This window comes from Sporosarcina trichiuri (assembly GCF_030406775.1).
Taxonomy (GTDB): Bacteria; Bacillota; Bacilli; order Bacillales_A; family Planococcaceae; genus Sporosarcina; species Sporosarcina trichiuri.
The window spans coordinates 2,880,019-2,905,765 of sequence record NZ_CP129119.1 but is presented as its reverse complement, the minus strand read 5'-3'; the positions used below and the strand labels follow the sequence as shown (position 1 = coordinate 2,905,765).

General features: G+C 56.7%; 21 protein-coding genes. 11 read left to right on the top strand and 10 right to left on the bottom strand.

Annotation, left to right across the window (positions count from 1 at the left end; translation table 11 throughout):
* Positions 1-107 precede the first annotated feature (107 nt).
* The 3 genes from QWT68_RS14700 to QWT68_RS14690 form a co-directional block, all read right to left on the bottom strand.
* Positions 108-1,802 carry a DUF2207 domain-containing protein gene (locus QWT68_RS14700; RefSeq protein WP_290148747.1) on the bottom strand — a complete coding sequence of 565 codons (1,695 nt, stop codon included), beginning with the start codon at positions 1,800-1,802 and terminating at the stop codon, positions 108-110.
* Positions 1,803-1,896: 94 nt separating this feature from the next.
* Positions 1,897-2,844, bottom strand: a complete 948-nt coding sequence (locus tag QWT68_RS14695) for a BadF/BadG/BcrA/BcrD ATPase family protein (protein ID WP_290148746.1) — start codon at positions 2,842-2,844, stop codon at positions 1,897-1,899.
* Entirely contained in the window at positions 2,841-3,509 is a 669-nt protein-coding gene (locus tag QWT68_RS14690; RefSeq protein WP_290148745.1) for an HAD family hydrolase, read from the bottom strand. Before QWT68_RS14690 ends, QWT68_RS14695 begins: the two co-directional genes overlap by 4 nt.
* 167 nt (positions 3,510-3,676) lie before the next feature.
* Between QWT68_RS14690 and QWT68_RS14685 the strand changes: the two genes are divergently transcribed.
* From QWT68_RS14685 to QWT68_RS14670, 4 genes are all read left to right on the top strand, one after another.
* Positions 3,677-4,324, top strand: coding sequence for an MOSC domain-containing protein (locus tag QWT68_RS14685; RefSeq protein ID WP_290148744.1), 648 nt, complete (start codon positions 3,677-3,679; stop codon positions 4,322-4,324).
* Between the two features lie 264 nt (positions 4,325-4,588).
* Complete coding sequence (locus tag QWT68_RS14680; RefSeq protein WP_290148743.1) at positions 4,589-5,158, top strand: ECF transporter S component; 570 nt, start codon at positions 4,589-4,591, stop codon at positions 5,156-5,158.
* A complete protein-coding gene (locus QWT68_RS14675) occupies positions 5,155-6,636 on the top strand; it encodes an ABC transporter ATP-binding protein (protein WP_290148742.1) in 1,482 nt (493 codons plus the stop codon). The genes QWT68_RS14680 and QWT68_RS14675 overlap by 4 nt, the downstream gene beginning before the upstream one ends.
* Positions 6,614-7,390, top strand: coding sequence for an energy-coupling factor transporter transmembrane component T family protein (locus tag QWT68_RS14670; RefSeq protein WP_290148741.1), 777 nt, complete (start codon positions 6,614-6,616; stop codon positions 7,388-7,390). Before QWT68_RS14675 ends, QWT68_RS14670 begins: the two co-directional genes overlap by 23 nt.
* A gap of 478 nt (positions 7,391-7,868) precedes the next feature.
* On the opposite strand, the gene QWT68_RS14665 is transcribed toward QWT68_RS14670, so the two are convergent.
* The 3 genes from QWT68_RS14665 to QWT68_RS14655 are packed head-to-tail and all read right to left on the bottom strand — an operon-like array spanning position 7,869 to position 11,807.
* Entirely contained in the window at positions 7,869-10,481 is a 2,613-nt protein-coding gene (locus QWT68_RS14665; protein WP_290148740.1) for a YfhO family protein, read from the bottom strand.
* Positions 10,478-10,858, bottom strand: a complete 381-nt coding sequence (locus tag QWT68_RS14660; RefSeq protein ID WP_290148739.1) for a GtrA family protein — start codon at positions 10,856-10,858, stop codon at positions 10,478-10,480. The genes QWT68_RS14665 and QWT68_RS14660 overlap by 4 nt, the downstream gene beginning before the upstream one ends.
* Entirely contained in the window at positions 10,836-11,807 is a 972-nt protein-coding gene (locus QWT68_RS14655; RefSeq protein ID WP_290148738.1) for a glycosyltransferase family 2 protein, read from the bottom strand. The genes QWT68_RS14660 and QWT68_RS14655 overlap by 23 nt, the downstream gene beginning before the upstream one ends.
* Before the next feature lie 241 nt (positions 11,808-12,048).
* Here QWT68_RS14655 and yfkAB point away from each other — a divergent pair, with 241 nt between their 5' ends.
* From yfkAB to QWT68_RS14635, 4 genes are all read left to right on the top strand, one after another.
* Positions 12,049-13,161 carry a radical SAM/CxCxxxxC motif protein YfkAB gene (gene yfkAB, locus QWT68_RS14650; protein WP_290148737.1) on the top strand — a complete coding sequence of 371 codons (1,113 nt, stop codon included), beginning with the start codon at positions 12,049-12,051 and terminating at the stop codon, positions 13,159-13,161.
* A gap of 34 nt (positions 13,162-13,195) precedes the next feature.
* The gene (guaD, locus tag QWT68_RS14645; protein ID WP_290148736.1) at positions 13,196-14,566 is read left to right on the top strand and encodes a guanine deaminase; all 1,371 of its coding nucleotides are present in this window, start codon (positions 13,196-13,198) and stop codon (positions 14,564-14,566) included.
* 192 nt (positions 14,567-14,758) lie between these two features.
* On the top strand, positions 14,759-15,610 hold the full coding sequence (locus QWT68_RS14640; RefSeq protein ID WP_040285087.1) for a gluconate 2-dehydrogenase subunit 3 family protein: 852 nt from the start codon (positions 14,759-14,761) through the stop codon (positions 15,608-15,610).
* Positions 15,611-15,621: 11 nt separating this feature from the next.
* Positions 15,622-17,367, top strand: coding sequence for a GMC family oxidoreductase (locus tag QWT68_RS14635; protein WP_040285088.1), 1,746 nt, complete (start codon positions 15,622-15,624; stop codon positions 17,365-17,367).
* 85 nt (positions 17,368-17,452) lie between these two features.
* Here the strand turns inward: QWT68_RS14635 and QWT68_RS14630 are convergent, their stop codons facing one another.
* The gene (locus QWT68_RS14630; protein ID WP_040285089.1) at positions 17,453-19,417 is read right to left on the bottom strand and encodes a Na+/H+ antiporter; all 1,965 of its coding nucleotides are present in this window, start codon (positions 19,415-19,417) and stop codon (positions 17,453-17,455) included.
* A 212-nt stretch (positions 19,418-19,629) separates the two neighbouring features.
* On the opposite strand from QWT68_RS14630, the gene QWT68_RS14625 reads away from it, so the two are divergent.
* From QWT68_RS14625 to QWT68_RS14615, 3 genes are all read left to right on the top strand, one after another.
* Positions 19,630-20,121 carry a DinB family protein gene (locus tag QWT68_RS14625; protein ID WP_040285090.1) on the top strand — a complete coding sequence of 164 codons (492 nt, stop codon included), beginning with the start codon at positions 19,630-19,632 and terminating at the stop codon, positions 20,119-20,121.
* Positions 20,122-20,386: 265 nt separating this feature from the next.
* Positions 20,387-20,908 carry a cupin domain-containing protein gene (locus QWT68_RS14620; RefSeq protein WP_052461617.1) on the top strand — a complete coding sequence of 174 codons (522 nt, stop codon included), beginning with the start codon at positions 20,387-20,389 and terminating at the stop codon, positions 20,906-20,908.
* 269 nt (positions 20,909-21,177) lie between these two features.
* Positions 21,178-22,524, top strand: a complete 1,347-nt coding sequence (locus QWT68_RS14615; protein WP_040285091.1) for a glucose-6-phosphate isomerase — start codon at positions 21,178-21,180, stop codon at positions 22,522-22,524.
* Between the two features lie 510 nt (positions 22,525-23,034).
* On the opposite strand, the gene QWT68_RS14610 is transcribed toward QWT68_RS14615, so the two are convergent.
* Genes QWT68_RS14610 through QWT68_RS14600 form a run of 3 tightly spaced genes read right to left on the bottom strand, consistent with a single transcriptional unit; the run spans position 23,035 to position 25,736 of the window.
* Positions 23,035-24,408 carry a dihydrolipoyl dehydrogenase family protein gene (locus tag QWT68_RS14610; RefSeq protein ID WP_290148735.1) on the bottom strand — a complete coding sequence of 458 codons (1,374 nt, stop codon included), beginning with the start codon at positions 24,406-24,408 and terminating at the stop codon, positions 23,035-23,037.
* A 32-nt stretch (positions 24,409-24,440) separates the two neighbouring features.
* Positions 24,441-24,881 (bottom strand): hypothetical protein, encoded by a 441-nt coding sequence (locus QWT68_RS14605; RefSeq protein ID WP_290148734.1) that lies wholly within the window; start codon positions 24,879-24,881, stop codon positions 24,441-24,443.
* 51 nt (positions 24,882-24,932) lie between these two features.
* Positions 24,933-25,736, bottom strand: coding sequence for a YqhG family protein (locus tag QWT68_RS14600; RefSeq protein ID WP_290148733.1), 804 nt, complete (start codon positions 25,734-25,736; stop codon positions 24,933-24,935).
* Positions 25,737-25,747 lie beyond the last annotated feature (11 nt).

The window sequence follows — 25,747 nt, the reverse complement described above, 5'->3', positions numbered from 1 at the left end:
ATAATAGATTGAATTCAAAACAGTATATTTCCTCATCGTACCAGGAATGCATGCTGTTCTCTATTCAATTGCTCAATGACTTCGGGCGTGTGTGAACAAATGGTGACTCAGAAGGCGCCTGCACCGCCGCCTCCGCCGCCTGCTCCTCCGCCGCCGCCCCCGCCGCCAGACGATGTGCTGACATAGTGGGCGACCGCATTGTCGGCATGCGTGAACTGCTGTGCTGTAATCCCGGCGATGACGAAGTACGGGAGGACCGCCGGGTTCTGGCTGAACAGCGGAGCGGCCTCCAGTCCGGTCATGTCCTCTTTTTTGAAATCGTTCGTGCCGACCGCGTAGATGACCGCCCGCTGCTGTTCATCATCGAGCCGATCTGAGAAGTCCGCTTCCGTCATATGCGGCATCCGTTCAGCGAATGATTTCCACTGCCTCCGGATTCCATAGCCTTTGACAGTATATGGGCGGTTGAAGATCCCCGTGACAATCAGCAGCAGCACGAGCGGGATGAACCCGAGGAGCCACCACGGGTGACCGTAGTATGCATAGCCGATCATGAGAGGGATGAGCACGAGTCCTGCCAGGATGGACATCCAGGCATAGACGGGCGCTTTCTCTTTCAGTCCCGCCTCGCTGACCTCCTTGGAGACCGCGGCATTCCATTCGGACTGGGCTTTGCTGTAGGCGGCCGCCGCCTTTTCAGCCGCTTTGTTCTTGCCGCTGAAAACGTCCATATCGCTGAACCGGAACGTCTCGCCGTCCCCGAGATCATCGAACAGCCATTCCAGAAGCAGGCGTTCATGCTCATGATCCGTCGCGCGGCTGAGCATCCGGAAGCCGTCCTCCCCATCCCGCGCGATATAGCCTTTGCGCATCAGGTCGAGCAGCGCCGCGGTCTGCAGGGACTCCGGTTTCGCCAGGTCCTGTGTAAATTTCAGCGTCGCCGGAAGGCTCATTTCCTGTTCCGGCACGAAATACGGATCCGGATAGGTGTCTTCCGCTTCTTTGATCCGGTCTTTTTTCCGCCGTCCCATGTTCACCAGCAGGGCAGCGAATATCGCGATGCCGATCCCGAGTGTGACTGGCGCCGCAGTCCTGCCGATCTCCTCGAACTTCTCAAAACGGGCCAGCTTCGCTTCCTGCTGTTCCTTCTCTTTCAATAGTTCAGGGCCGATCACTGCGGCAGACGAAGTGCTCAATGCCGGGAACAGCCCGGCCGGATAGCCGACACGGATATCGGCGTTCTTCTCTGACGGTATTTTTCCGAGACGGAATGTGACCGTTCCGTCCTGATCGATGACCGGTTCCGCAAGCGCCGCGTCGTATCCGAAGGCGATGACGTCCCCGGCAGGCACCGCTGCCGGCGGATGGATTGTGATGGAGACATCCTGGAAGGCTGTTTCGTTGCGGTCATCGAAGAACGGCCAGTTGAAATCCGCCATGTCGCTGTATCCCCGGACGCCTCCTGCTATCGTGTAGGTCAGCTGGATCTTGACGGTTTCGTCCTTCGCTTTCCGGTGGATCTTATAATCGCCGGCCCCGCCCTCCACGGTCAGCTCCGTTCCGTTCTCCGAAGCTTCGAGACCTTTGATGGTGCTGCCTTTCTTCGGATAGATGGCCCGTGTGATCCCATTGAAGGAACCGCTGAACCGGTATGTCAGCTCCTCTGTCACATGAACCTGTCCATTTTCCTCTAGCTGGGCATCGATATCGAAGCCTTCAATGTCGAAACTCTTCGCAGACACGGCAGCCGGCAGCATCATGAACAACACCAGCACCAGCAGGCCGCTCATCAGTTTTTTCATAGGAATCACCTCTCCCTGTACATACGGACCAGTTTGGCGATAGTTTCAATTCTCCGTCATTTCCGGACATGACCCGGCCGGAATCCACATGAAGTCATCGCCTGTTTTTCAGGCTTAGATGATGCTTCGCGCGTTCCGCAACGACGTCGATCGGGGCCAATTCCGCACGGATGACGTCCGCTTCCGGGCACTTTGTTTTCAGTATTTCCGAAAGCCGTCCGAACAGCAGGTCGAAATGCCGCAGGTTGCCGCCCGTGCAGTGGACAGGACAGGTATTGCCGATAAGTCCGAGACGCCGCATAGCCGCTTCCGCCATTGCTGCGAGTTCCTCCGCCGCCTCGCCGACGATCCGGATCGCTGTCCGGTCGCCTTCTGCGGCAGCTTCCGCAAGTTCACGTGTCAGGCCGGCCGCCGTATGCCCGGAATAGGCCGGTCCGTTCACCCAGTTGCACAGCTCATCCGCTGACTGCATACCGAACCGGCTGAGCACTTTTCCTGTCAATGATGTCTCCGGCTCCCGTCCGTCGGCTGCACGGAACACCGCGTCGATCACCCGCATGCCCATCCAGCGGCCTCCGCCGCCATCGCCCGTCCTGTGCCCCCAGCCGCCGGCACGGATGACCGTTCCTGCCTGGTCCTGGGCAAAGGCGATCGCTCCCGTGCCGGAAATGAGCAGGACGCCGGGCTCGTCATGCGCCAGGCCTTTCAGTACGGCGAACGCATCATTTTCGACGAGCAGGCTGCCGGCCGACAGACCGTGCTTGCTGAAGATCTCCTGCAGCATCGCGGTGATCTGTTCTTCATCTTCCGCCGTGTCCGTCCCTGCCAGCGCGAAGGCGGCCGTGTCGATGACACCATCCGGGCAATACGGCAGCAGTTCCGCAGCCGCTTCTTCCATCACCTGCCGGAACGCCGCTTCCCCGACCGCATGCCAGTTGGTTCCGCCTTTTTCTGCAGCGTACAGCTCCGCACCTGTTTCATCGCTCAGGGAAAAGGCCGTTTTCGAACCGCCGCCATCCACTGCGAGGATCCGTACGGTCATATGCGCGCACCGCCGTCCTCCGGCTGTCCGAGCAAGGCGTAGTCGAAATCGGCGAACGAATCCATCAGCTGGCCTTTCTCGTGGAAAGACAGGGACCGTGTCACATCATTCGGGATGATGAAGCAGTGGATGCCAGCGCTGATGGCCGCGATGGATCCGTTATAGGAGTCCTCCACAGCGATCGCCTCATCCGCTGTCACGCCGAGCCGGTCGAGGGCCGTCAGGTAGATGGCCGGATCCGGCTTGACCGTTTCCACATCATCTGCGGAAACGATGATCGGGAAATAGCCGATCAGGCCGTACTTCGTCAGGAAGCCCTCGATCCAGTCGCGGGTGGAACTGCTGGCGACCGCCATGGCGATGCCGCGCGCCTCCAGTTGCTTTGCGGTCTCCAGGAATCCGTCACGGAGTGTCAGCTGTTCACGGATGATCTCGAACCGGGCATTGAGCAGTTCGTGGAACTCCGCGCGGTCGAGCGTGAAACCGAGAGTCTCCTCGATCCGGTCGAACAGTTTGCCATCCGTCGACCCTACGACTTTGACGAATTCATCCAATGTCAGGTTGAACCCGTGCCGCTCCTTCAAGATCTGCTGATAAATATCGAACCAGGCGGATTCCGTATCGATGATCGTTCCGTCAAAGTCGAAAATGACTGCTTTCTTCACTGCATTTCCCCATTTCTGCTCATGTTGTCTTCTGCTTGTTTTCATTATAGGCGGCAGCCCTGTCCGAGTCGACCCTTTCCTCCCCTTCTTCCGTTTCGAATAGTCTGGCAGTTGACGGATGGGTTTGCTATACTTTGGAATCATGTACAGGACGAGGGGGAGCTTTTATGAAATTGACAAATCTGGCGACCGGACTGCCGCGGACCATCCAAACTACAAAAGGGGACGATCTGCATACAGGGATCTGCAAGGAATCCGTGCAGGAAGCGTTTTTGACAGCGGATGGCTTCCGTCGGGACGACGTGGCGGATAAGAAGCACCATGGCGGGCCGGATCGCGCCGTCTGCGTCTACCCTGCTGAGCACTATTCACTCTGGAATGAAAAATTCGGCTGCGACTTGCCGCCGGCTGCGTTCGGGGAGAATCTGACCGTCCGGGGGATGAAGGAAGCCGACGTCCGGATCGGGGATATCTTCCAGGTCGGGGAGACGTTCATCCAAGTGACACAGGGCCGGATCCCCTGCAGCGCCATCGATCAGCGCCTTGGGCAGCCGGTCATGAAGGGGATGATCGAGACTGGATTCACAGGGTACTTATGCCGGGTGGTGCAGGAAGGAAAGATATGTGCCGATTCTGCAATCTCATTGGCGGCTCGGAGCAAAAACAGTGTTTCGGTGCTCGAGGCGAACACCATCTACTTCCATCAGCCGAAAGATACAGAGGGGATTCGCCGTGTGCTTGCCATCGAGGCTTTGGCGGAAGACTGGCGCCGGAAATTCGGGAAGCGGCTCGACGCCGCGCTCGCCAAGCTGTAAGACAATCTGGAATTATCGGGTTGCCAGAAAATTTTACCTGTTGTATACTCGAGTCACTTACATAACTGACCGTACGGGTGCTTGAGTGAATCAGGCTGAGATAGCAGACGAATCCGCTGCTGACCGCATCTGATCTGGGTAATGCCAGCGTAGAGAGCCGTGATCGAGGGATCATGAAGGGGGCCCGGGACCCCACACTCGACCGTCTGCGCTTTCAGACGGTCTTTTTTTGTGAGATTTACAAGAAAAGAGGAGTGGAACGAATTGAAGAAATTGAAATTCACCGACCTGCTGATCACGATCATGGTCGGGGTGGTGTTCGGGATTCTCATGAAATTCTGGGACGACTTGTATACGGTCGTGAAACCGATGATACCGGTTGCGCGCCAGCTGCTGTACGGGATGTGGTTCATGAACGGGGTGTTCGCGGCACTGCTGATCCGCAAGCCGGGTGCAGCCCTGATCGCCAGTATTGCAGGGGCCGGTCTGTCGGCGTTCATCGGGCACGGTCTGGAAGTGCTCATCTATGGATTTGCACAGGGACTTGCAGCTGAACTGCTGTTCGCGGCGTTCCGCTACCGGAAGTTCTCGATCCCGGTTGCAGGACTTGCGGGCATCGCTTCGTGTGCGGCAAGTTTCGGTCTTGATATGTTCTACGGGTACGCGGAACTCGAGCCATGGGCACTGTTTGTGAAATACGGCCTTCGTGTGGTCAGTGCTTTCATCTTCACCGGGGTCTTTGCTGTCCTGATCATCCGGGCATTGGAGGCGACCGGCGTGACGCATTCGATACGTCCTGTATCGCAAGACGAATACTCGCTGCTGGACCGATGACCCATACGGCAGATCCGGCAGTGGCGATCCGCAACTTGCGGCTCAAGTTTCCCGGGGAGGACAGGCTGCTGTTCAGGGACCTGTCGTTCTCCGTACAGGACGGAGAGAAAGTGCTGCTGCTCGGACCGAGCGGGTGCGGCAAGTCGACGCTCCTGCAGGTGGCGAGCGGTATCGTGCCGAACTCGTTCGAACTGCCGATGAAAGCCGAAACGCTTGAGCTGCCTGATTCCTGGGGCTTTGTATTCCAGGACCCGGACACGCAGTTCTGCATGCCGTATGTGGATGAGGAGCTCGCGTTCGTGCTGGAGAATATGTCCGTGCCCCGTTCCGAGATGCCGGAGCGGATCAGGGCCGCCCTGTTGCGGGTCGGCCTGCAGCTGGCCGATATCCACACGCCGATCCTCGAACTGTCGCAAGGCATGAAACAACGTCTCGCCCTTGCGTCCGTTCTGCTGATGGAACCCGATGTCCTGTTCCTGGATGAGCCGTCCGCCCTGCTCGACCCGGAAGGCACCGAACAGATCTGGTCTTCGATCCGCGGGGCGGCTGCGGATAAGACCGTGGTCATCGTCGAGCATAAGATCGATCAGATCGCCAGCTGGATCGACCGCGTCGTGCTGTTCACAGATGACGGGGAGATTCTGGCGGACGGGCGCCCGGCAGCCATCTTCCGTGACTATAAAGCGGAACTCATCCGGTATGGCATCTGGTATCCCGGCGTCTGGGAGGACTACCTGGCGTCCGGGACATACCGCAGACTGCTGGAAGACCGGGCAGAACCCGGAGATCTCCATGCCGTCCGGATGCAGTCCTTCACCGGGTACCGCGGGAAGAAACCGGTCATCCATGTGGAGGAGGCAGCCGTCCGGGCAGGGGCCTGGGTTGCGGTTCTCGGAAAGAACGGCTCCGGCAAAAGTTCACTGCTGCTGTCCATGATGCAGCTGCTGAAGACGGACGGGCGGCTGGAGGTGGATGGCCGGGAGATCATCCCGAAAAAGCGGAGGAAGTCGGTGCCGGCAGGGCTGTCGCTCGTGTTCCAGAATCCCGAATTGCAGTTTGTCGCCAATTCCTTACTCGAGGAACTGACCGTATCGATGCAGACGCTTCCGAAGGACGAGGCAGAGCGGCGGGCTTCGGATTTGCTTGAGCGGTTCAGCCTCCCTTTCGACGGCCAGCGCCATCCGTACCAGCTGTCTGTCGGTCAGAAACGCCGGCTCAGCGTAGCGACTGCACTGACCGGTACAACGGACGTCCTGCTGCTGGATGAACCGACGTTCGGCCAGGATGCCCGCAATACGTTCGTCATGCTGGAAATTCTTGAGGAGTTACGGAATCGCGGTTTGACCATCATCATGGTGACGCATGACCTGACGATTGCCGATCGTTTCGCGACGGATGTCTGGACCGTGCATGATGGCGAGCTTGTATCTGCAGTTCCGGCGGGAGGTGCTGCGGATGCCCGCCTGGTTCACGCCTGAACGGACGACCTGGCTGCACCGCGTCAATCCGGCGCTGAAGTTCGCGGTGTTCGTCCTCCTTCTGCTCGTCATGCTGTTCAACCGGAACCTGCCGCTCGCCGGCTGGCTCGCCGTGCTGTTTGCGGTACTGCTTTATGGGTTCAGCGGCTATTCTCTGAAGAAGCTCGCCCTCCTGTCGATACCGATCGCCCTGTCCTTCGCATCGTCGGCAGTGACGATGGCGCTGTTCGGCAAAGGGGACACCGTTCTCTGGCAATGGGGGATCTTCAAGATTTCCGAAGAGAGCATCCGGCACGGCCTGCTGCTCGGCACGAAATCATTGTCCTTCGGTTTCGCAGGATTCGCTTTCCTGCTCACGGTCGAGCCGGTGCTGTTCTTCTACGCCATGATGCAGCAGTTCCGGCTGTCGTCGAAATACGCCTACAGTTTCATCGCCTCGATCCGGCTGCTGCCGGTTATCGTCGAAGAGATCCAAGTGAGGAACAATGCCTTGAAGGTCCGCGGCATCACCTTCTCCCCTGGCCTGAAAGGGGTCGGGGAACGGATCCAGTCCTATACCGTCCCGCTGTTCGCGCAAAGTATCCGGCGCGCCCAGCGGATTGCGATCGCGATGGAAGCGAAACAGTACCAGATGGGGGCTGCGCGGACGTATTTCTACCCGACGTCCTACAGCCGGATGGATGCGGTCTTCCTCGTGCTGATGGCAGGCAGTGTTGCGGCTGCTGGTTGGCTGGCTTATGGAATTTCGTATTGATCCAGGGGCACCTCTTGACGGGGTGTCCTTTTTTGGTTGTTAGGAGAGCTGGTGGCTTGCGCATTTACGGGGCCGACTTGAGCGTTTCGGTGGCTTGTTTGAGCGTTGCGCCGTCCGCTTGAGCGTTTCGCCGTCTGCTTGAGCGTTACGCCGTCCTCTTGAGCGTTGCGCCGCCCGCTTGAGCGCGGGCAACCCCCCTAACAGAAAAGCGCAGCGCAGCGAGCAGACCAATTAATCCTGGTCTGGATGGGTGAAGTTCTTTTCTGCGCGTCGGAGTCCTTTCTGGGGAAGAAGTTCATGTGCCGCGGGAATGGAGCGGTTGGCCAGGTGAATGGATCGCTTCTCCAGAGGGATTGATCACTTGGCGGAGGGAATTGATCGGTTGATCAGGGGAATTGAGCGGTCAGCCGGCACAATTGATCGGTTCGCGGCAGGGATCGATCACTCCGGATGCCTGAACGGAAAAAAGCCCGCTTCCTCAAGAGGAGAGCGGGCGGTTTCGTCTGCTGCGTATCCACAGCAGCAGGAGACCGGCTGCTGTGGCAAGCGCCACTACGATAGAGATCCGGAAATAGGGCGGATAATACGTCAGTTCAATTTTGTTTTTCCCAGCTTTGATCGGGATACCGGTGAATGCATAATTCGCTTTCAGTATTTCGGTCCGCTTCCCGTTGACGCGGGCGTGCCAGCCTTTTTCATAAGGGACCGGTATGACGGCATATGCATCCCCGGCAGGATTATCAAGGTCTGCGCGGAAATGGCCGCCGTTCCAGTCAACGGCAGGCGCCGGTGTATCAGCACTCCGCTGTTCCGCCTGTTTCAAAGCCGTATAATCTTCCGCATACAGCTCGAGATCGCGGAACGTGTACGTCCCTTTCGGCATGCGGATACGAATGACCTCTTCGGATGGGATCCGGATCGTCAGGTCATAGACACGGGTCCGGTAGATTGAGTCTGTCCGTTTCCGGGTCGTCCGGTAATCATTGACCTTCAGGACGAATCCTTTGTCTGCCGATGACCGTTTCAGATAGAACGAAACGTACGTGTCCTTTTTCAGCAGTGCCCGATCGCTGATATGCAGGTCGAGTCCTCCCGTGTCCCCCGTAACCGTGAGCGTATCCCCGGTATACTTGGCATCCACAGTCTCGATTGCTGCATGGCTGATCAGGTCGGCAGCTTCCGGAATAGATTCAGAGGGGCCGGTTTCATCCAGCACAATTCCCGCCAGCATCGCGTGTTCCCGAGCGATGGCCGGAGCTCCCGCCAGCGCCTGTTCCGTGAAGACCCTGTCGGCCGTCCGGATGAACGGCAGCCGGTGCCCGCTTACGTAAGCGCGATAGCCGTCCTGCTCTGCGGTTTCCTCAAACTCATACGGTATAGGGTTTCCTTTCTCCCCGCGCACTGCATAAACACCGTTCAGCAGGCTGTACAGATTCGCCCGGCCGCCGAGCCCGGCATAGCGGCTGACACTTTCCCGTCCCATGTCGATCGACAGGTCATTCCAATAGAAATTCAGGAGATGCCGGTTCAGCAGACTGGAATACATGCTCATGCCGAGGAAATCCTGCACGATCGGCGTATTGTTGCGCGTCCCGATCATCCAGTCGAACCGGGCGAGTGGATCTTCATCCGCTTCCGCCAGCTCATGGATCATCTCACGTGCGGGTTCCGGGTCATATGCGTCACTTGAGAAGAACGATTTTGGAATGCCTTGCCCTTTCACCTGATCGACAGCGTCATTGTTCTTCGTCAGTTTCTCCTGCTGGAACAGTGTCACGGTGACGAGGGATGCTCCAATCACCACGAGATAAAGGGCGATATCCCAATGTTTGAAATACCGGATTGTCGCAAGCAGCACAATCGCGCAGATGACGACCATCACAGTGATCATGCTGTCAGAATACAGACTCGGTTTACCCGGGATATCCAGCTCACTGAACACATAATACAGACCGACCGTACCGATGACGGCAACCATCGCAGGGGACAGCCGGACCTGTTTCCAGTTCTGCAGAGCCCACGCTGCAGTGCCCCCTGCCGCCAGCATGAGCATATGCTCCCATCTGTACTGCGGCGCAGAGAGCCCATTGAACAGGCTGCCAATTACAGGGCTCATGTGGAGGACCGTCAGAAAAACAGTCAGGACCGCAAAGAGCCGAAATCTCCGGTCCTTATATAAGGGTACCAGCAGCAGAGCAATGACCAGGAATGCCGGCAGCACAATAATCCGGCCGTTCGTCAGGAAGTTCTCCTGGATTTCGAACAGCGGAATCTCCCCTTCATACGGCGGCCGCAGGTTGTTCAGATACCCATAGACAGCCGGCACGAAAAACGGCAGGCTCATCAGCGCGCCCGCCAGTCCGCCTGCGATGAACTGCAGGATCTGCCGGCGTTTTTTCACTTCCTGGTCGGTAATCGGCAGGATCCAGCGGAACACTATGTAGATGAAAGTCACCAAAAAGTTGATATAAGCAAAGTAGAAATTATCCGCCATGGACAGCGTGACTGCGATGATGAACACTGCAGGCTTCCCCGCCCGCATGATGCGTTCCGCACCGATCAGCAGGAGCGGCAGGAACAGCATGGCATCCGCAAAGAACTCCCAGTAGACGACATGCCGGAAGTACAGGATGCTGACACTATATAGGACCGCACCGAGATAGGCGAATGGCGTCCGCAGACCGACCAGCCGGAAAAAGCAGACGGCCAGCAGCTGGATCATTGCCAGGCGGATGATACTGACGAAGACCGTTACATCCGCCCAGTACGTCAGCGACGGCTGCACCGCTCCGGCCCAGTCCAGACACGCGGTGACAGCTGCTGTCAGCAGGAAGGCGATGGATGTCGAAAAATAGTAGCCGAGCTGAGAGAAAATGCCGCCGCCAAAGCCGAACCGCTCCGAATAGAAGTAATGTCCGTCCTTCATCGCTTCATACAGGAAATGCTTGAACGGCACCATCTGGGACAGACCGTCATTCGCTCCAAGGAGGTACCGTCCATGCAGCCATTCCGACAGCATGAAGCTATGTGCCGCAACCGAGACCAGCAGACTGGCCGCAGCCAGCAGGACCCACTTCGTCTTGTTCGTCATGCCGCTTTCAGCACCTTTCCCGTGACGACGAATGTGACCGGCACTGTGATGATCAGCGCAGCGAGCGGCGCCACTGTACTATTCATACCGAGCCCGTCCACAAGCAGGTACAGCAGCCCGGCGGTCACGACGATATTGACGAGCTGGGTGACCGGATAGATCAGGAATTTCTTCAAGGTCGGTTTCACTTTATAGGTCACATAACTGTTCAGGAAGAACGAGATCACCATGCTCAGGAAAACGGCTCCGAAATGTGCAGCCATGTACGCAAGTCCGAGCCCTTTCAGTCCAAACAGATAGAACGCATAGTACGTTGCGGTGTTTATGACGCCGACCACGGCGAATGAGATGAATTCACGAACTTCGAATTTTGGCATGGGACAACGGTTTTCCTTTCACCTCGGCGCTTGTCCGCCGTATGAGATAGTGAGGGCGTTTCTTCGTTTCGTTATAGATCCGTCCGACATACTCCCCGATGATGCCGAGCGACAGCAGCTGGACGCCTCCGAGGAACAGGACGGCGGAGATGATCGTGAAGTATCCCGGCACGTCAACCCCGTGGCGGATGATATCGACCAGCGTCACCGCGATGTAGGCGACGGCAAGGATCAGGCTGACCAGTCCTGCATAGAAACAGAGCCGGAGCGGTTTCGTGTTGAAGGAGACCACACCGTCCACGGCATAGTTGAGGAGCTGCTTGAACGACCATTTCGTCTCGCCGTGCTGGCGGGTCACATTGTCATAACAGATCGTCTTCTGCTCCAGACCGATCCACGAATAGAGACCTTTCGAAAACCGGTTGCCTTCGCTCAGCTGCAGCAGCGAGTCGACAGCCCGGCGGCTGAGGAGGCGGAAATCCCCTTCCCCGTCCCGCAGCTCGACATCGACCGCTTTGTTGACGCCCCAGTAATACAGCCGGGACAGCGCCGAGCGCAGTTTTGCGTCACCTTTCCGATTGCGCTTCGCAATCACCTGGTCATAGCCTTCTTCATAGCCGCGGATCAGCTGCGGAATGAGATCGGGCGGATGCTGGAGATCGCCGTCCATCAGAATGACGGCATCCCCTTTCGCATATTCGAGACCTGCCAGAAGTGCAGCCTCCTTCCCGAAATTCCGGGTGAATGATATATACTCGACTTCCGGATACAGCAGGACGGCCTCCCGCACTTCGTCCATCGTGCCGTCAGTGCTGCCATCATCGACGAAAATGATTTCATAGAGGTTTCGGGAAAAGGTCATCGTGCGGCTGAGCGCTTCGATCATCGGCTGTATGTTTCCTTCTTCGTTGTAGGACGGAATCACGAATGAAATCAACAGATTTTTCACTCCGCGCACCTGCTTTCTTCAAAATAGACATATAGTATCCACTCTCTTACCCTTTTTCATAAAAATCATTCCTGCCGATGAATTAAACATTCATTCTGATAACTCAGACACCGTCTGCCAGTGCTGGACTCAGCACTTTCAAAGAATGGACAATCTATTCCGCCTTTTTCCCGTAAGGTTGTCACACCCAGCAGCAAAGCGCATACTGAATACCGTATATCTAAAGACAGGAGCCTAACACATGACCACATTATCCGAACGCATCACGACAGATCCCTGGGAAGCCTATCTCGATGTGGACCAGCACGGGCACCAAGTGCTCTCTTCCATTGAATTCACAACCACATACCTTTGCAACATGCGCTGCGAGCACTGTGCCGTCGGCTATATGCTGCAGCCGAAAGATCCGGATGCACTGCCCGTGGAGCTGCTGATCCGCAAGCTCGGGGAGATCCCGCATCTGCGGACGATCAGCCTGACAGGCGGCGAGCCGATGTTCTCGAAACGATCCGTTGAACAGGTCGTCCTCCCGCTGTTGAAATATGCCCATGACCGAGGCATCCGCACCCAGCTCAACTCCAACTTGACGATGCCCCTCGACCGCTACGAAGCGATCGCCCCCTACCTCGACGTCCTCCACATCTCCCACAACTGGGGAACCGTCGAAGACTTCGCCGAAGGCGGCTTCGCCAATATGGAGCGCCAGCCGTCATTCGACCGGAAAGCGGCACAGTTCGAGCGGCTCATCGCCAACAGCCGGGCGCTTGCTGATCTTGGCGTCATGGTGTCGGCGGAAACGATGCTCAACCGCCGCACCCTGCCCCACCTTCAGAAGATCCACGAGCAGGTCGTGCAGGAGATGAAGTGCGCCCGGCATGAGATCCATCCGATGTATCCGAGCGACTTCGCCTCCGATCTGGATGTCCTGTCGCTGGATGAGACGCGAAGTGCAATCCGTGATCTCCTCCGCTTCCGGGATCCCGAAACCTGGATGCTGTTCGGAACCCTTCCGTTCTACGCCTGCAGCCCCGATCCAGACGATCAGGAACTGCTGATGCAGCTGCGGCAGAGCCCGAATGTGTCGATGCGGAACGATCCGGACGGACGCTCACGTCTGAACGTCAATATTTTCACAGGTGATGTCATCGTGACAGACTTCGGCGACGTACCGCCACTCGGCAATATCCAGACCGGTTCCCTGCCGGATATGTACAGCGATTGGCAGGCGCACCCCTTATCGAAATCGGTCAGCTGCCATTGCCCTGCAGTGCGCTGCCTGGGCCCGAACTTGCTCGTCAAAAATGCGTATTACGAAGAAGCCGACTTCACAAACCGGAAAGCCGTTCTGCTATAATGGCACCACAAAAAAGAACCGAGGAGGAAGCAGTGTGAACTATGCCAGCGTATTCCAGGCCACCGCATTCACAAGCCGCACGAAACAGGAGGTGGACGTTCTCCAGGACTGCCTGTTCTGCGTGGACGACCAAGGCATCATCGCAGACATCGTGCACCAGGGTGATGATGCGTACGAAAAATTGCGGCAAGACGCCGAATCAGCAGGCCGCCTGACGGTGATCCCGGAAGGCAGTTACCTGCTGCCCGGCTTGGTCGACCTGCACTGTCATGCCCCCCAATGGGCACAGGCGGGCACCGCACTCGATATCCCTCTCCACGACTGGCTGAACACCTATACGTTCCCATGCGAAGCGAAATTCAGCGATCTCAGCTACGCCGATACCGTCTACTCTGACGCAGTCAGCACACTGCTCGCGAACGGGACGACGACGGCCCTCTACTTTGCGACCGTCCATAAGGAAGCGAGCGTACGCCTGGCGGAAATCTGTGCAGACCGCGGTCAGCGCGGGCTGGTCGGCAAAGTCGTCATGGATCTCAAAGAGGAATGTCCGGAGTTCTATCGTGATGAAAATACTGAGACCGCACTGCGGGATACCGAAGAGTTCATCCAACGCGTTCAAGAGATCGGACAGCGGACCAAGCAGGGGGTCTACCCAGTCGTCACGCCACGGTTCGTGCCGACCTGCACGGACAGTGTCCTGGAAGGCCTCGGGAAACTCGCCGCCAAATACGATACACATGTGCAGTCACACTGCAGTGAAAGCGACTGGGCGCATGATCACGTGCGGGAGCGTTTCGGAGAGAACGATGCCTTCGTGCTGAACAGTTTCGGCCTGCTGCGGGACAAGTCCGTCATGGCCCACTGCAACTTCCTCGCCGATGAGGATGCGGCCCTGTTCGCAAAGACCGGCACGGCGATCGGCCACTGCCCGGTGTCCAATGCGTATTTCGCGAACAGCGTCATCCCGATCCGCCGGTTCATGGGCATGGGGGTGGATATCGGACTCGGTTCGGATATTTCCGGAGGCTTTTCGCCGAGCCTGTTCGACAATGCCCGCCAGGCCGTCATGTCGTCGAGGATGCTCGAAGACGGGGTCGATCCGCGGACTCCGTCAGATGAGCGCGGCACCCCGGATTCCCGTATCACCATCTCAGAAGCCTTCTACCTCGCGACAGCGGGCGGCGGTGAAAGTCTCAGTCTGCCGGTAGGACGGCTTGAAACAGGCTATGCTTGGGATGTGCAGCGGATCGACCCTTCCCTGCATTCCGCCCGGCTGCCGCTCTACGACCGGGACGAGCCGCTGATCGATGTGTTCCAGAAGATGATGTACCTCGTGCGTCCGGAGCACATCCGACAGGTCTGGGTCCAGGGAGAGTTGGTCCACTCCAGATTGATGGATTGAAAATAAAATCACTACTATTCCTTTCTTCGAGATTATTTAAACACAGAGAGGGTATGGTGCTTATAGTAGCCAGCCCTTGCTTGCCGGATGCCTGAATTTCATCATGCATAGCGCACTCAGGGCTGGCTTCTTTGTATTTTTCTTATACTTACAGGTAAGACTGACAGCACATCAGGTAAAGGAGGAATCGTGATGGCGGAAACGGAAAGACCGAAGACCCCGCAAGCCAAGGACGAAAGCCGGCGGAAATTCCTGAAGAATTCCGGTCTCGTGGCAGGAGGACTGATCGGCGGCGGACTTCTCGGCAGCCTGGTCACGAGCCAGGTGAAAAAGCCTGCAGATACCGGAAACAAGGACACGGCAGCCAAAGATGACAACCATGATATGGATGCCCGGACGTTCTTCAGCAGGACGGACGATTTCGAAACATTGTCCGCAGCGACGGAACGGCTGTATCCGAAAGACAAGAACGGCCCGGGGGCCATCGAACTGAGCGTCCCGTATTTCATCGACCGGCAGCTCGCGGGCGATTGGGGTTCGAATGCACACGCCTATATGAAAGGCCCCTTCCCGCAAAATCAGGAAGCCGCCTATTATGAAGACCTGGACCGCAACCAGAAGAACCAAGGGCCGAACGCCGATACCCAAACGGCGGCACCGACCCCCCGCTATCAGACCCGCATGAACCGCGGTGAAATCTTCCGGGAGGGTATCAAGACCATGCAGGATCAAGCGTCCTCGAAACACGACAAGAAATTCGCGGAGCTCGAGGGGGAACAGATGGATGCCATCCTCACCGATCTGGAGGAAGGGAAGATCCGCATGAACGGTATCCACTCCACCGCGTTCTTCAACCTGCTGCTGCAGACGACGATCGAAGGCGCCTATGCCGACCCGGTCTATGGGGGCAACCGCAATATGGCAGGATGGAAGATGAAAGAGTATCCGGGACCGCGCATGGGGTATCTCGGACAGATCGAGGATGAAGAATTCGCGGTCATGAAGCAGGAAAGCCTGCGCGATTACCAGGACATGTGGGGATAGGAGGAATATAAATGGCCAAGAAACTGAAGAAAGTGGATGTTGTCGTCGTCGGCAGCGGCTGGGCAGGCGGCATCGTTTCCGCGGAAGCGGCAAAAGCAGGTTACAAAGTCGTGACCCTTGAACGCGGAAAACCCGTCGACCGCCAGGATTACATCGGCGTGAAAGACGAACTCCGATATACGGATCGCTACGAGATGATGCAGAATCTGGCGCCGGAGACGATCACCTCCCGGAATAACCTGGATGAAGAGGCGCTGCCGGTCCGCACACGTAAAGAGATGATGGCCGGTACGGATCTCGGGGGCGGCAGTGTCCACTGGGCAGGGGCTACATACCGGTGGAAACCGATCGATTTCGAGCTCCGGTCGAAGACGATCGAGCGCTACGGGGAGAAGAAGATCCAGGAAGGGATGTTCATCCGCGATTGGGGCATCACCTATGATGAGATGGAACCCTACTATGATAAGTGGGAGAAGACCGCCGGGATATCCGGCGAACCCGATCCGCTCGGGGACAAGCGGTCCAATGACTGGCCGAACCCGCCGATGAAAGAGTCCCCAGCCGTCAAACTGTTCAAGGACACGACGAAGAAGATGGGCTACCATCCGTATCAGGTGGCATCTGCGAACCTGTCCCAGTCGTACAAGAATCCGGACGGCGAAACGCTTGCCCAGTGCATGTTCTGCTCATTCTGCACACAATACGGCTGTGACTTCGGCGCGAAATCGGATCCGCTTGTCACGGTCATCCCGACTGCCCTGAAGACGGGCAACTGCGAGATCCGCACTCATTCCTACGTACGCCGGGTGCTTCACGAAAACGGCAAAGCGACAGGCGTCATGTATGTCGATCTGCGGACCGGCCTCGAATACATCCAGCCGGCGGACGTCGTCGTGCTCGGTGCGTTCGCCTTTACGAACAACCGGCTGCTGCACTTATCCAAAATCGGGGAACCGTACAATCCGGAGACCCGGAAAGGGGTCATCGGGCGCAATTACAACGGCCAGTTCGGCATCACATTCCTCGGCGCGCGCGGCTTCTTCGAAAAGAAGAAGTTCAACCTGTTCATGGGCGCAGGAGCGCTTGGCGGCACTCTCAGCGATTTCGCCGGCGACAACTTCGATCACACCGACCTCGATTTTATCAACGGCGGCGGAATCGAACTGCGGCAGTACGGCCACGGTCCGATCGCGACGAACGCGGTGCCGAAGGGGACCAAGAACTGGGGGCCGGAGTTCAAGGAGAAATCGCTCCATTACACAAACCGCAGCCTCGTCGTCTGGTACACGATGGCGACGATGTCCTGGTGGCATAACTATACGTCCCTCGATCCGACGTATACCGATGATTTCGGGGATCCGCTTCTCCGCATCACTTACAAATACACGGATCACGACCGGGCGATGGCGAAGTTCGGCATCGAGAAGTGTACGGAGATCATGAAGGAAATGGGCGCAGATATCGTCGATCCTGACGAGGTCCCTGAAGAGTTCGATCACGTCTACGACGGCGGCCACTACGCAGGCGGTGTCAGTATGGGCGAAGACCCGGAAACGTCTGCCGTCAACAACTACCTGCAGATGTGGGATATGGAGAACCTGTTCGTCGTCGGCGGCTCGGCATTCCCGCAATTCGGCGGCCACCACCCGACCGCGACGATCGGTGCCTTGTCCTACCGTGCCTCGGAAGGCATTATCAACTACTTGAAAGATCCGAAGCTGCTGACCCAGCCGAAGAAGGCAGCGGCGAACGCATAATCATTTTATCCTCTTCAGAAAAAGAGAGTGCTTCCGGCTGTATCCGGTGCACTCTCTTTCTTTGTGTTCCCTGACGATGCGCGGCCTATTCTTCCGAACCGTCCTGCAGCTGGACGCTGTTTTCGATCGCCAGCAGATTCTCACGATACCGCTTCATATCTCTTCGGGAGATATCCCCCTGCTCGAAGGCGGACTGGATGAAGCTTCGTTCGGCTTGCAGCGCATAATCAATCCATTCATGAAGGTGGTGGGCTTCTTCCTTCGGCATGCCATAGCCGCCCATTCGTTCATAGTTCAGCAGGAAGCCTTCGACGAGTTCGGCGGAAAACTCCCCGTCTTCCAGGCTCTTCAATTTGTCTGTCACGAATTCTGCATTGTTCCGCAATAAAAGCATCCGCTGTTTCCGGCGATCTCCGGGAGGGAGCGGTTTCAGCCGCATCCCCTTCAGCTCCCGATGCAGCAGCCATCCGTAAAACGAGTTAAACCGGTATTTTTTGTCACGGGTCAGCCGGTAGAGCCGCTTATTCAGACCTCTCATAATCGGAAATGCGACCTGGATCCGTACGAGTCCTTCTCCGACGAGTTCCGCTGTATGGTCGAGCTGCCACTGCATGATCAGTTCACGCAGCTTCCGCTCTTTCTTACTTAGGTCATCCATGTTGGTCAGCGAGAAAATCCGATCGTTGTACATCTTGATGACACGTCCGATCGATTGTCGGTTCGCAGCAGTCCGCTGGCTGCGCAGCTCCTTTTTCACATGGCGCAGCATACCGATTTCCCACGTATTGTCATTACTCACTACCGATTCGTCCGCTTTCGGGGCAAACAGCGGCAGTGTGAAGTTCGCAAGCAGCAATGTGACCAGGATGACCCCACCCGCGATGAAGAGCAGCAGGTTCCGTTCAGCGAATGGCGTGCCATCACTCAGGAACAGCGGGAACGACAAGACACCGACAAGTGTGATCGTCCCGCGCACCCCTGAAATCGTATACAGCAGCGTATCCTGCAGCCGCTTGCGGCTCAGCAGCTGTGATGTGCTCTGGAAGTTATTGAACAGGCCGATCCAAAGGAAGCGCAGGAACAGCAGGCCGAATGCGATTGCAAGAATATAGCCTAACAGTGACAGGATCGGTACATCCTGTTCACGCCATACGGTCTGTACGATAAGCGGCAGCTGGGTGCCGAGCAGAACGAATACGATGCCATTGAGACTGAACGTAATGACCGACCAAGTATTGCGTGACAGCATTTTGAGCTGTGCCACTTCCGGGTTCAGACGGCGGAAGCTGATCGAGTGGACAATCCCTCCGCTGACAACGGCGAGGATCCCATTGACGCCCACCCCTTCCGCAATGACGAAGATGAGGAACGGCAGCAGAACCTCCATCAGAATATACGAGATATTATTTTCGATCGCCAGCTGGCGCAGCCTTCTCATCAACGCGATTTTCAGAAGGCTGAGAATGGCGCCGAGCAGGATGCCCCCTATCGAGATGAGAACAAAAGTCAGTCCCGCTTGAAGGATGGAAAAGGTACCTGTCAGCAGCGCTGCGACCGCAAACTGGAACGACACGAGACCGGATGCATCGTTGATAAGCGACTCGCCTTCCAATGTATGCATGATCTTATGGGGGACTTTCACTTTTTCCGCAAGTGCACTGACGGCAACCGCGTCTGTCGGCGCAAGAGCTGCCGCAAGTGCAAAGGCAGCCGCCATCGGCATGGACGGCAGCAGCCAGTGGATGAACCCGCCCAGCAGTCCGACCGTTACGAAGACAAGCGCAATCGACAGGGATACGATCGATTTCCGTTCCCGCCAGATCGCCTGCTTGTCCACATTGACACCATCATTGAAGAGGATCGGTGCGATGAATAGCAGCAGGAACAAGTCGGGGCTTAGTTTGAGTGCGTGATTGGAGAGCGGAATCGCCAGTACGATCCCGAGAGCAATTTGGATCAGCGGCACTGCGATTGATGGCAGGAACCGGTTCAGGACGTTCGAAAGGAACACCGCACTCAGCATGAGGAGGATCGCCTCAAAGATTTCCATACATTCACCTTCTCCCTATTGACAGCTGGATTCCGCTTCACGGGAAGCAGTTTATTGAAATCAGCGGATTATTATTTTTTAAATTATACGGGAAACTGGACGGATTGGACAGCAATCGAGCCGGAGGTCGTTTTCTCATAGTATTTGCACAACGGTACTAACGTTTGAATATCAACCACTATGGTATATTACTATCAACAGGAGGGATGACGATGATCAGCAACGATGAAGCACGCTCTGTCCTATGGGCAGCTGTGAACGGATTATCGGATGATGATCTGAATTGGAAGCCTGCCGACGATCGATGGTCGATCCGGCAGGTGATGGAGCATATCGCCCTGATGGAAGGGGCTGTGGCGAAGACGGTCCAGCAGGAACTGCAGAAAGGCACCGCCCATCAGACAGCTCAGAAGCCCATTGAACGGACTGTGGACCGGTCGGTGAAAGTGGACGCTCCCGGGTTTGCGGTTCCCGGCGATACGTATATGACCTGCAGTGAACTGAAGGAAAAGCTCGGCAGTACACATGAATTGCTGCGCCATGTCAGTGAGTCGGCCAGTCATGAGGAACTTGCAGCCAAATCCTATCCTCATCCTGTGTTCGGTGATATGGATCTTGCGCAATGGATACCGTTTGCAGGGTACCATGAGCTGCGTCACGTGCAGCAGATCGAAGAAGTGAAAGAAGCGCTCAGCCGCGGCTGAACGCATGACGAACGCTGAAAAGTCCGGTTCCCGGGCTTTTTTGGCTCTGCCGCATGAGACGCCGACTTTCCGCAACATCCCGAAACTGCAGTCGACATGACCGATAAGCGTCCCTCCTCCTCCCTTCATCCACTTTTTCCGATAACCGGCTTTCGGCAAACCCGCACTGGACTTTTCCGCCGGATGACGTTCCGCACGTTCCGGGGTACCGGGGCATAAGCTGAATCGAACAGACGCTAAACCTAACCGGAAAGGGTGCCTATGAATGTCAGAGAACGTACCGGTCCAGCCGGCGGAAACGTATGCCGCCGATCTTGCCGACCATCCGTTTTTCGTGAAAGATGAAAAGAATTACATCAACATCCTCAGCAAAGACCAGCTGAGCGCGCTGCAGAACATGTCATTGCTCGATATCTTCCTGAGCCGCCACCAGATGATCGAGCCGCATTATCACCCGAATGCCACGGAGCTGATCTACTGCGTGTCCGGCTCTGTCACCGTATCACTGCTCGGCCTGGAATCCAAGAAGTTCCACCATTACCGGATCACAAAGGGCCAGGCTGTCAGCGTTCCGCAAGGATTCTGGCATTATTTCATCGCCGAGGCAGACGGCACCCACGTGCAGGGGATCTTCGATGCCGGCAAGCCGCAGACCGGGTTCGGTTCTGACCTACTTGCCCTCACGCCGAAAGACGTCATGCCGTATGCATACGGCATGGATGCCGCTGCATGGGAAGCGGCGGTACGTCCGGTGAAGCCAGGTGTTATCATCGGTCCGCCTGCATGAGTGTAAAGAGAACCGGACTGCCCGTTTATTCCAATGGGCAGTCCGTTTTTTTTGCGTAGATAAGTTCCTGCTTAGCAGGACAGGCTGCCTATCTGGTTTTGACGCGTCTTGAAGAGGGAACTTGATAGCAAGCGAGGTTTCAATACCTTTTTCCCCTGCAGTTTATTATACTTATCGCAATGACTCGTTTGGATTGATTTCATACATACTATAGTACACAGCTGGCGGATCCTGTTTTTGTGTGACCGCCGGGAAGAGGAGAATAATCCATGCCTATCACATTTGACGATACGGATCTGTATCCGTTTGAAGGACAGGCTTCACTTGCTTCGTTCGAAGGCAAGGCGAAGAGCGCCCATCACCAGCTCCATGCTTCGCAGGACAAAGAGCAGGTGCTCGGCTGGGTGGACTGGCCTGAGACGTATGACCGAAAGGAATTTATCCACCTGAAGGCGGCAGCGGCCCGCATCCGCGAACAATCGGATGCCCTTGTCGTAATCGGCATCGGCGGGTCCTATCTCGGAGCGAAAGCTGCCATCGAGGCACTCGGTCATACGTTCCGGAATCAGCTCGGCGGCGAAACCGAGGTGTACTTCGCCGGCCACAATACGAGCGCCCGCTATTTGACGGATCTGTTCGATGTCTTGCGCGGCAAAAGAATTTCGGTGAATGTGATTTCCAAGTCGGGGACGACAACAGAACCGGCCCTGGCCTTCCGCGTATTCCGGGACTACATGGAGACGGCATACGGGGAAGACGGCGCCAGGGAGCGAATCTACGTGACGACGGATGAGTCGGAAGGTGCGCTGCGTACATTGGCTGCTGAGAAAGGTTATGAGACATTCATCATCCCGCACAATATCGGCGGCCGGTATTCTGTCCTGACACCGGTCGGGCTGCTGCCGATGGCGGTTGCCGGGCTCGACGTCGACCGTATGATGGCAGGGGCAGCAGCGGCATACCAGCTGTACAGGGATCCCGATCTTGCATCCAATCCGTGCTACCGCTATGCCGCGTGGCGGAATGTCCTGCACGCGGGCGGCAAGTCGGTGGAGCTGCTGGCCGTGTACGATCCGGGGCTCGAATATTTGGCTGAATGGTGGAAGCAGCTGTTTGGTGAGAGCGAAGGAAAGGACGGCAAGGGGCTGTTCCCGTCATCGGTCACGTTCACGACCGATCTCCATGCGATCGGCCAATATGTCCAGGACGGCAGACGGCTGTTCATCGAAACCGTGCTGCAGATCCGAAAACCTTCTGCCGACATGGTGATCGGTGAAGATCCCGGCAATCTCGACGGCCTCAACTTCCTGTCCGGCAAAACGCTGAATGATGTGAACGAACAAGCATCCCGCGGTGCCGCTCTCGCCCACTCGGACGGCGGCGTACCGACGATGCGGATCGAGCTGGAGGAGCTCGATGCGTACAATTTCGGGGAACTGATCTACTTCTTCGAGAAAGCGTGCGCGATGAGCGGCCTGCTGCTCGGTGTGAACCCGTTCGACCAGCCTGGTGTGGAGGCGTACAAACGCAACATGTTTGCGCTGCTTGGCAAGGAAGGTTTCGAGCAGGACCGCGACCGGCTGCTCGGGCGCATGCAGCACATGAGTCTGGAATGATTTTTTTGAAGGGAAGGGCCCACGGGAAATACCCGCGGCCCTCCTTTTTGGTGGGGATGAATTCAATTGGGGACTGGCGGGTCGTTTGAGACCACTTTTTGAGGTGTATCTTCCGCCAAGGAGGCACTGCCAAAAAAGCGGAGCGGAGCGCAGCCGACAAGCCAGATCTTGACTTGTTTCATTACTGCGCGGCTCGGCGACGTTGGGAACCAGTTGCTATCCCGCGGGCTGGCGGCCGATTGTGAAGTTATGAGCGCTATCGGCTGCTTTATGAGCACTGTTTGGGATTTATGATCACTTTCTCGGATTTATGATCACTTCTCAGGATTTATGAGCGGGATTCTGTTTTTATGAGCGCTGCAGGCGGGTTTATGATCACTTTTTGGGTTTTATGAGCAAAACGCAAAGCTTGGTATCGCAGAACACCTTTTCGTCGAAAACATTCTCCTCTGCAGGCATGCAAACAGCCCCTTCTCCCAGTTTAGGAAGGGGCTGTTTGCTGTAGACGGCTCAGTCTTTCTCGTTTCCGATTTCCGCGAGCATGGAGCCGATGTCGGAAGCGGCTGTCGGATAGGCGAACTCCAGATTCTTGATCGTCTCGATTGGTGTTTCCAGATGAATGAACATCGAGAAGTGGTTGATGAGCTCATCGGCATTGCCGCCGAGCAGATGGGCGCCGACAATGGTGCCCTTTTCCGGATCGGTGATGAGCTTGAAGCCAGCCGCCTGCTCGTTCGTGCGTCTGAACGTGAACCAGTCCGTGATTTCCCGGAACGTGACGTCCAGTTTTCGATCGGCTTTCTCCGCGTCTTCCCCGGTCATGCCGACAGACCCGACTTTCGGCACTGTGAATGCGACGGACGGAATTGGTGCATAGTCAGCAGGCCTTGAGTTGCCGTGCAGCAGGTTCTGCACAACCAGTTCCGCGTCATCTGAGGAGACTGGCGTCAGCGGCGGGGCCCCGGTCTCTGCACAATCACCGGCTGCGTAGACGTTCGGATTAGTGACGCTCTGCAAATACTCGTTCACCTTCACGCCGCCTTTGTCGCCGAGCTTGATATTCCCTGCCTTCGTGTCCACATCGAGTGATGGGGCGCGGCCAAGACCGTGCACGACGAGGTCCGCTGTGAATGTCTCAGCGCTGTCATCTTTTTCCGCGCTTACTGTGAAACCGTCCCCGGATCTTTCGACGGACTTGACGGACGTATTCAGATGGAAGCGCACGCCCGTCTCTTCCAGCCGTTTCATCAGGAGGTCGACCAAGTCCCCGTCGAACGGCTCCAATGGCCGCTCGCCGCGGTGAATGACGTGCACCTCGGACCCGGCCCGTGCAGCGAGGCTCGCAAATTCCATGGAAATGTAGCCGCCGCCGGCAAAGATGATTTTTTTCGGAAGTTCGTCAAGATCCAGGAAGTCCTCACTGTGAATCATGAGATCTTCTCCGTCCAGCCCGAGTTTCATAGGCGCCGCACCTGTCGCAAGTACGATTTTCCTCCCAATCAATTCATTGTCGCCGACTTTCAGCTTCGTATCCGAGATGAATTTTGCGTCGCCGTGGTAGCAGTCGATCCCAAGGCTGCTGAACTTTTTCTCCGTGGCTTCAGGAATGGGCTCTGTGAATGTACGCTTGAACGCCATCAGTTCCTGCCAGTCGATTTCTGCATTGCCTGCGAGACCTCTGCCCGCCATCCGCTCTTTCCAATCCATCCACTCCGCCGCCCCGACGAGCACCTTTTTCGGATCACACCCGCGCTGCGGACACGTGCCGCCGAACGTCCGGCGATCAATAACAGCAACTGTCTTCCCTTCGTCCCGGCATGCCTGGGTAATCGATGACCCGGCGGTTCCCGTTCCGACCACGATGACATCATACGTTTTTTTCATATGTACCAACCTCCTCCTCAATTAATCCATCTTCAGTTTCCATATGAGTCATCTACCCGTATGGCAGGGGGAATAATCGGAAGGTGAGGGAGCCGTGCGCGAGGATCGGACATTTGGCGGGAGATATCGGACATATCTGCCGTCATATCGGACAGTTCGCTGGAAGTATCGGACACTTGAGCCGCCGTATCGGACACTTCGCCGAATTTATCGGCATCCAGACACAATTCAAGGGCCTGGCTTGTGTTCGCTTCGCTCATTTCTATCGGATCGCTCCGGCCGCGGCAGCTTGCCTGTTCCGCAGCGCTGCTTTGCCGCGCAGAAAAGGGACAAGCCAGCCGGCTCGCCCCGGGTGTATCGGACATTTGGCGGGAGATATCGGACACATCCCCCGCGGTATCGGACAGTTCGCTGGAAGTATCGGACACATCCCCCGCCGTATCGGACACTTCGCCGAATATATCGGCATCCACACACAATTCCAGCGCCGTTCGCTCTTACTATAAAACCGTTCTCCGCTACAACTAAGACCGCTTCAGCAGGCCGCTGTGCAGGTAGAACAGCCCCCCGCTGATCACTTCCACCGTGACGGCGGTTGCATACTGTTCGTCGATCGCCTGCCGCTCGACCTTGTAACTGTCGGGCAGTTCGTCGGCATCTGCATAGAAGTAATCGAGCACGCGCATGTCGCGGGTGTGCCGCTGTTTCGCTTCGTCCATCCAGGAATGATCGTCCTGCCGGATCACCTGCTCCAGCAATGTGTCCAGCCGCTCCACCGCATTGTTCGGGTGGATGATATACGGCAGATAGTACGTATTCGCCGGGATGGCAGCCGCCAGCTCCAACTCACGGACAGAGGGCTGGAACCCATCGATCACTGCCCCGTTCATCAGGTTCATGCCGAGCGAGTAGAGGGCTTCCTTTGTCCGGTCGCTCGAGTACGTCACTTTGTAATTCACGCCGAGCCATGGCGTGAGTGTCACTTGAGCGGCCTGTCCGGCGGCCGGCGTTTCGTAGAGCTGGACGTACTTCCCCTGCTGCCCCGCCACCTCGAACAGCTGGTGGAGCCGCGGGGATCCGAAGTGGATGCGTTCCCCTTTCATGGATGAACTGAACTGCTTCGGATTCGTAATCATCTTCAGCTGAGCAGGGTTCGGTTCCGCCCCGACACTTTCCACATAACTCCAGTAGTACGGCCGGTTCATGATGCGTTTGTCCATCTCCGTTGTCAGCTGTACGGTCAGATGGTCATCACTCTCTTCTATGATTCCACATCGGTTCTCTTCGAAAAAACGGTGGATATATTGTTTGATGGCTTGTTCATCCATAAGCGCCCTCC

Excerpts from the sequence above, each read along its gene's own strand:
- QWT68_RS14700 (WP_290148747.1), bottom strand. The coding sequence starts at position 1,802 with ATGAAAAAACTGATGAGCGGCCTGCTGGTGCTGGTGTTGTTCATGATG.
- QWT68_RS14695 (WP_290148746.1), bottom strand. The coding sequence starts at position 2,844 with ATGACCGTACGGATCCTCGCAGTGGATGGCGGCGGTTCGAAAACGGCC.
- QWT68_RS14685 (WP_290148744.1), top strand. The coding sequence starts at position 3,677 with ATGAAATTGACAAATCTGGCGACCGGACTGCCGCGGACCATCCAAACT.
- QWT68_RS14675 (WP_290148742.1), top strand. The coding sequence starts at position 5,155 with ATGACCCATACGGCAGATCCGGCAGTGGCGATCCGCAACTTGCGGCTC.
- QWT68_RS14670 (WP_290148741.1), top strand. The coding sequence starts at position 6,614 with ATGCCCGCCTGGTTCACGCCTGAACGGACGACCTGGCTGCACCGCGTC.
- QWT68_RS14665 (WP_290148740.1), bottom strand. The coding sequence starts at position 10,481 with ATGACGAACAAGACGAAGTGGGTCCTGCTGGCTGCGGCCAGTCTGCTG.
- QWT68_RS14660 (WP_290148739.1), bottom strand. The coding sequence starts at position 10,858 with ATGCCAAAATTCGAAGTTCGTGAATTCATCTCATTCGCCGTGGTCGGC.
- yfkAB (WP_290148737.1), top strand. The coding sequence starts at position 12,049 with ATGACCACATTATCCGAACGCATCACGACAGATCCCTGGGAAGCCTAT.
- QWT68_RS14640 (WP_040285087.1), top strand. The coding sequence starts at position 14,759 with ATGGCGGAAACGGAAAGACCGAAGACCCCGCAAGCCAAGGACGAAAGC.
- QWT68_RS14635 (WP_040285088.1), top strand. The coding sequence starts at position 15,622 with ATGGCCAAGAAACTGAAGAAAGTGGATGTTGTCGTCGTCGGCAGCGGC.
- QWT68_RS14630 (WP_040285089.1), bottom strand. The coding sequence starts at position 19,417 with ATGGAAATCTTTGAGGCGATCCTCCTCATGCTGAGTGCGGTGTTCCTT.
- QWT68_RS14625 (WP_040285090.1), top strand. The coding sequence starts at position 19,630 with ATGATCAGCAACGATGAAGCACGCTCTGTCCTATGGGCAGCTGTGAAC.
- QWT68_RS14620 (WP_052461617.1), top strand. The coding sequence starts at position 20,387 with ATGTCAGAGAACGTACCGGTCCAGCCGGCGGAAACGTATGCCGCCGAT.
- QWT68_RS14615 (WP_040285091.1), top strand. The coding sequence starts at position 21,178 with ATGCCTATCACATTTGACGATACGGATCTGTATCCGTTTGAAGGACAG.
- QWT68_RS14610 (WP_290148735.1), bottom strand. The coding sequence starts at position 24,408 with ATGAAAAAAACGTATGATGTCATCGTGGTCGGAACGGGAACCGCCGGG.
- QWT68_RS14600 (WP_290148733.1), bottom strand. The coding sequence starts at position 25,736 with ATGGATGAACAAGCCATCAAACAATATATCCACCGTTTTTTCGAAGAG.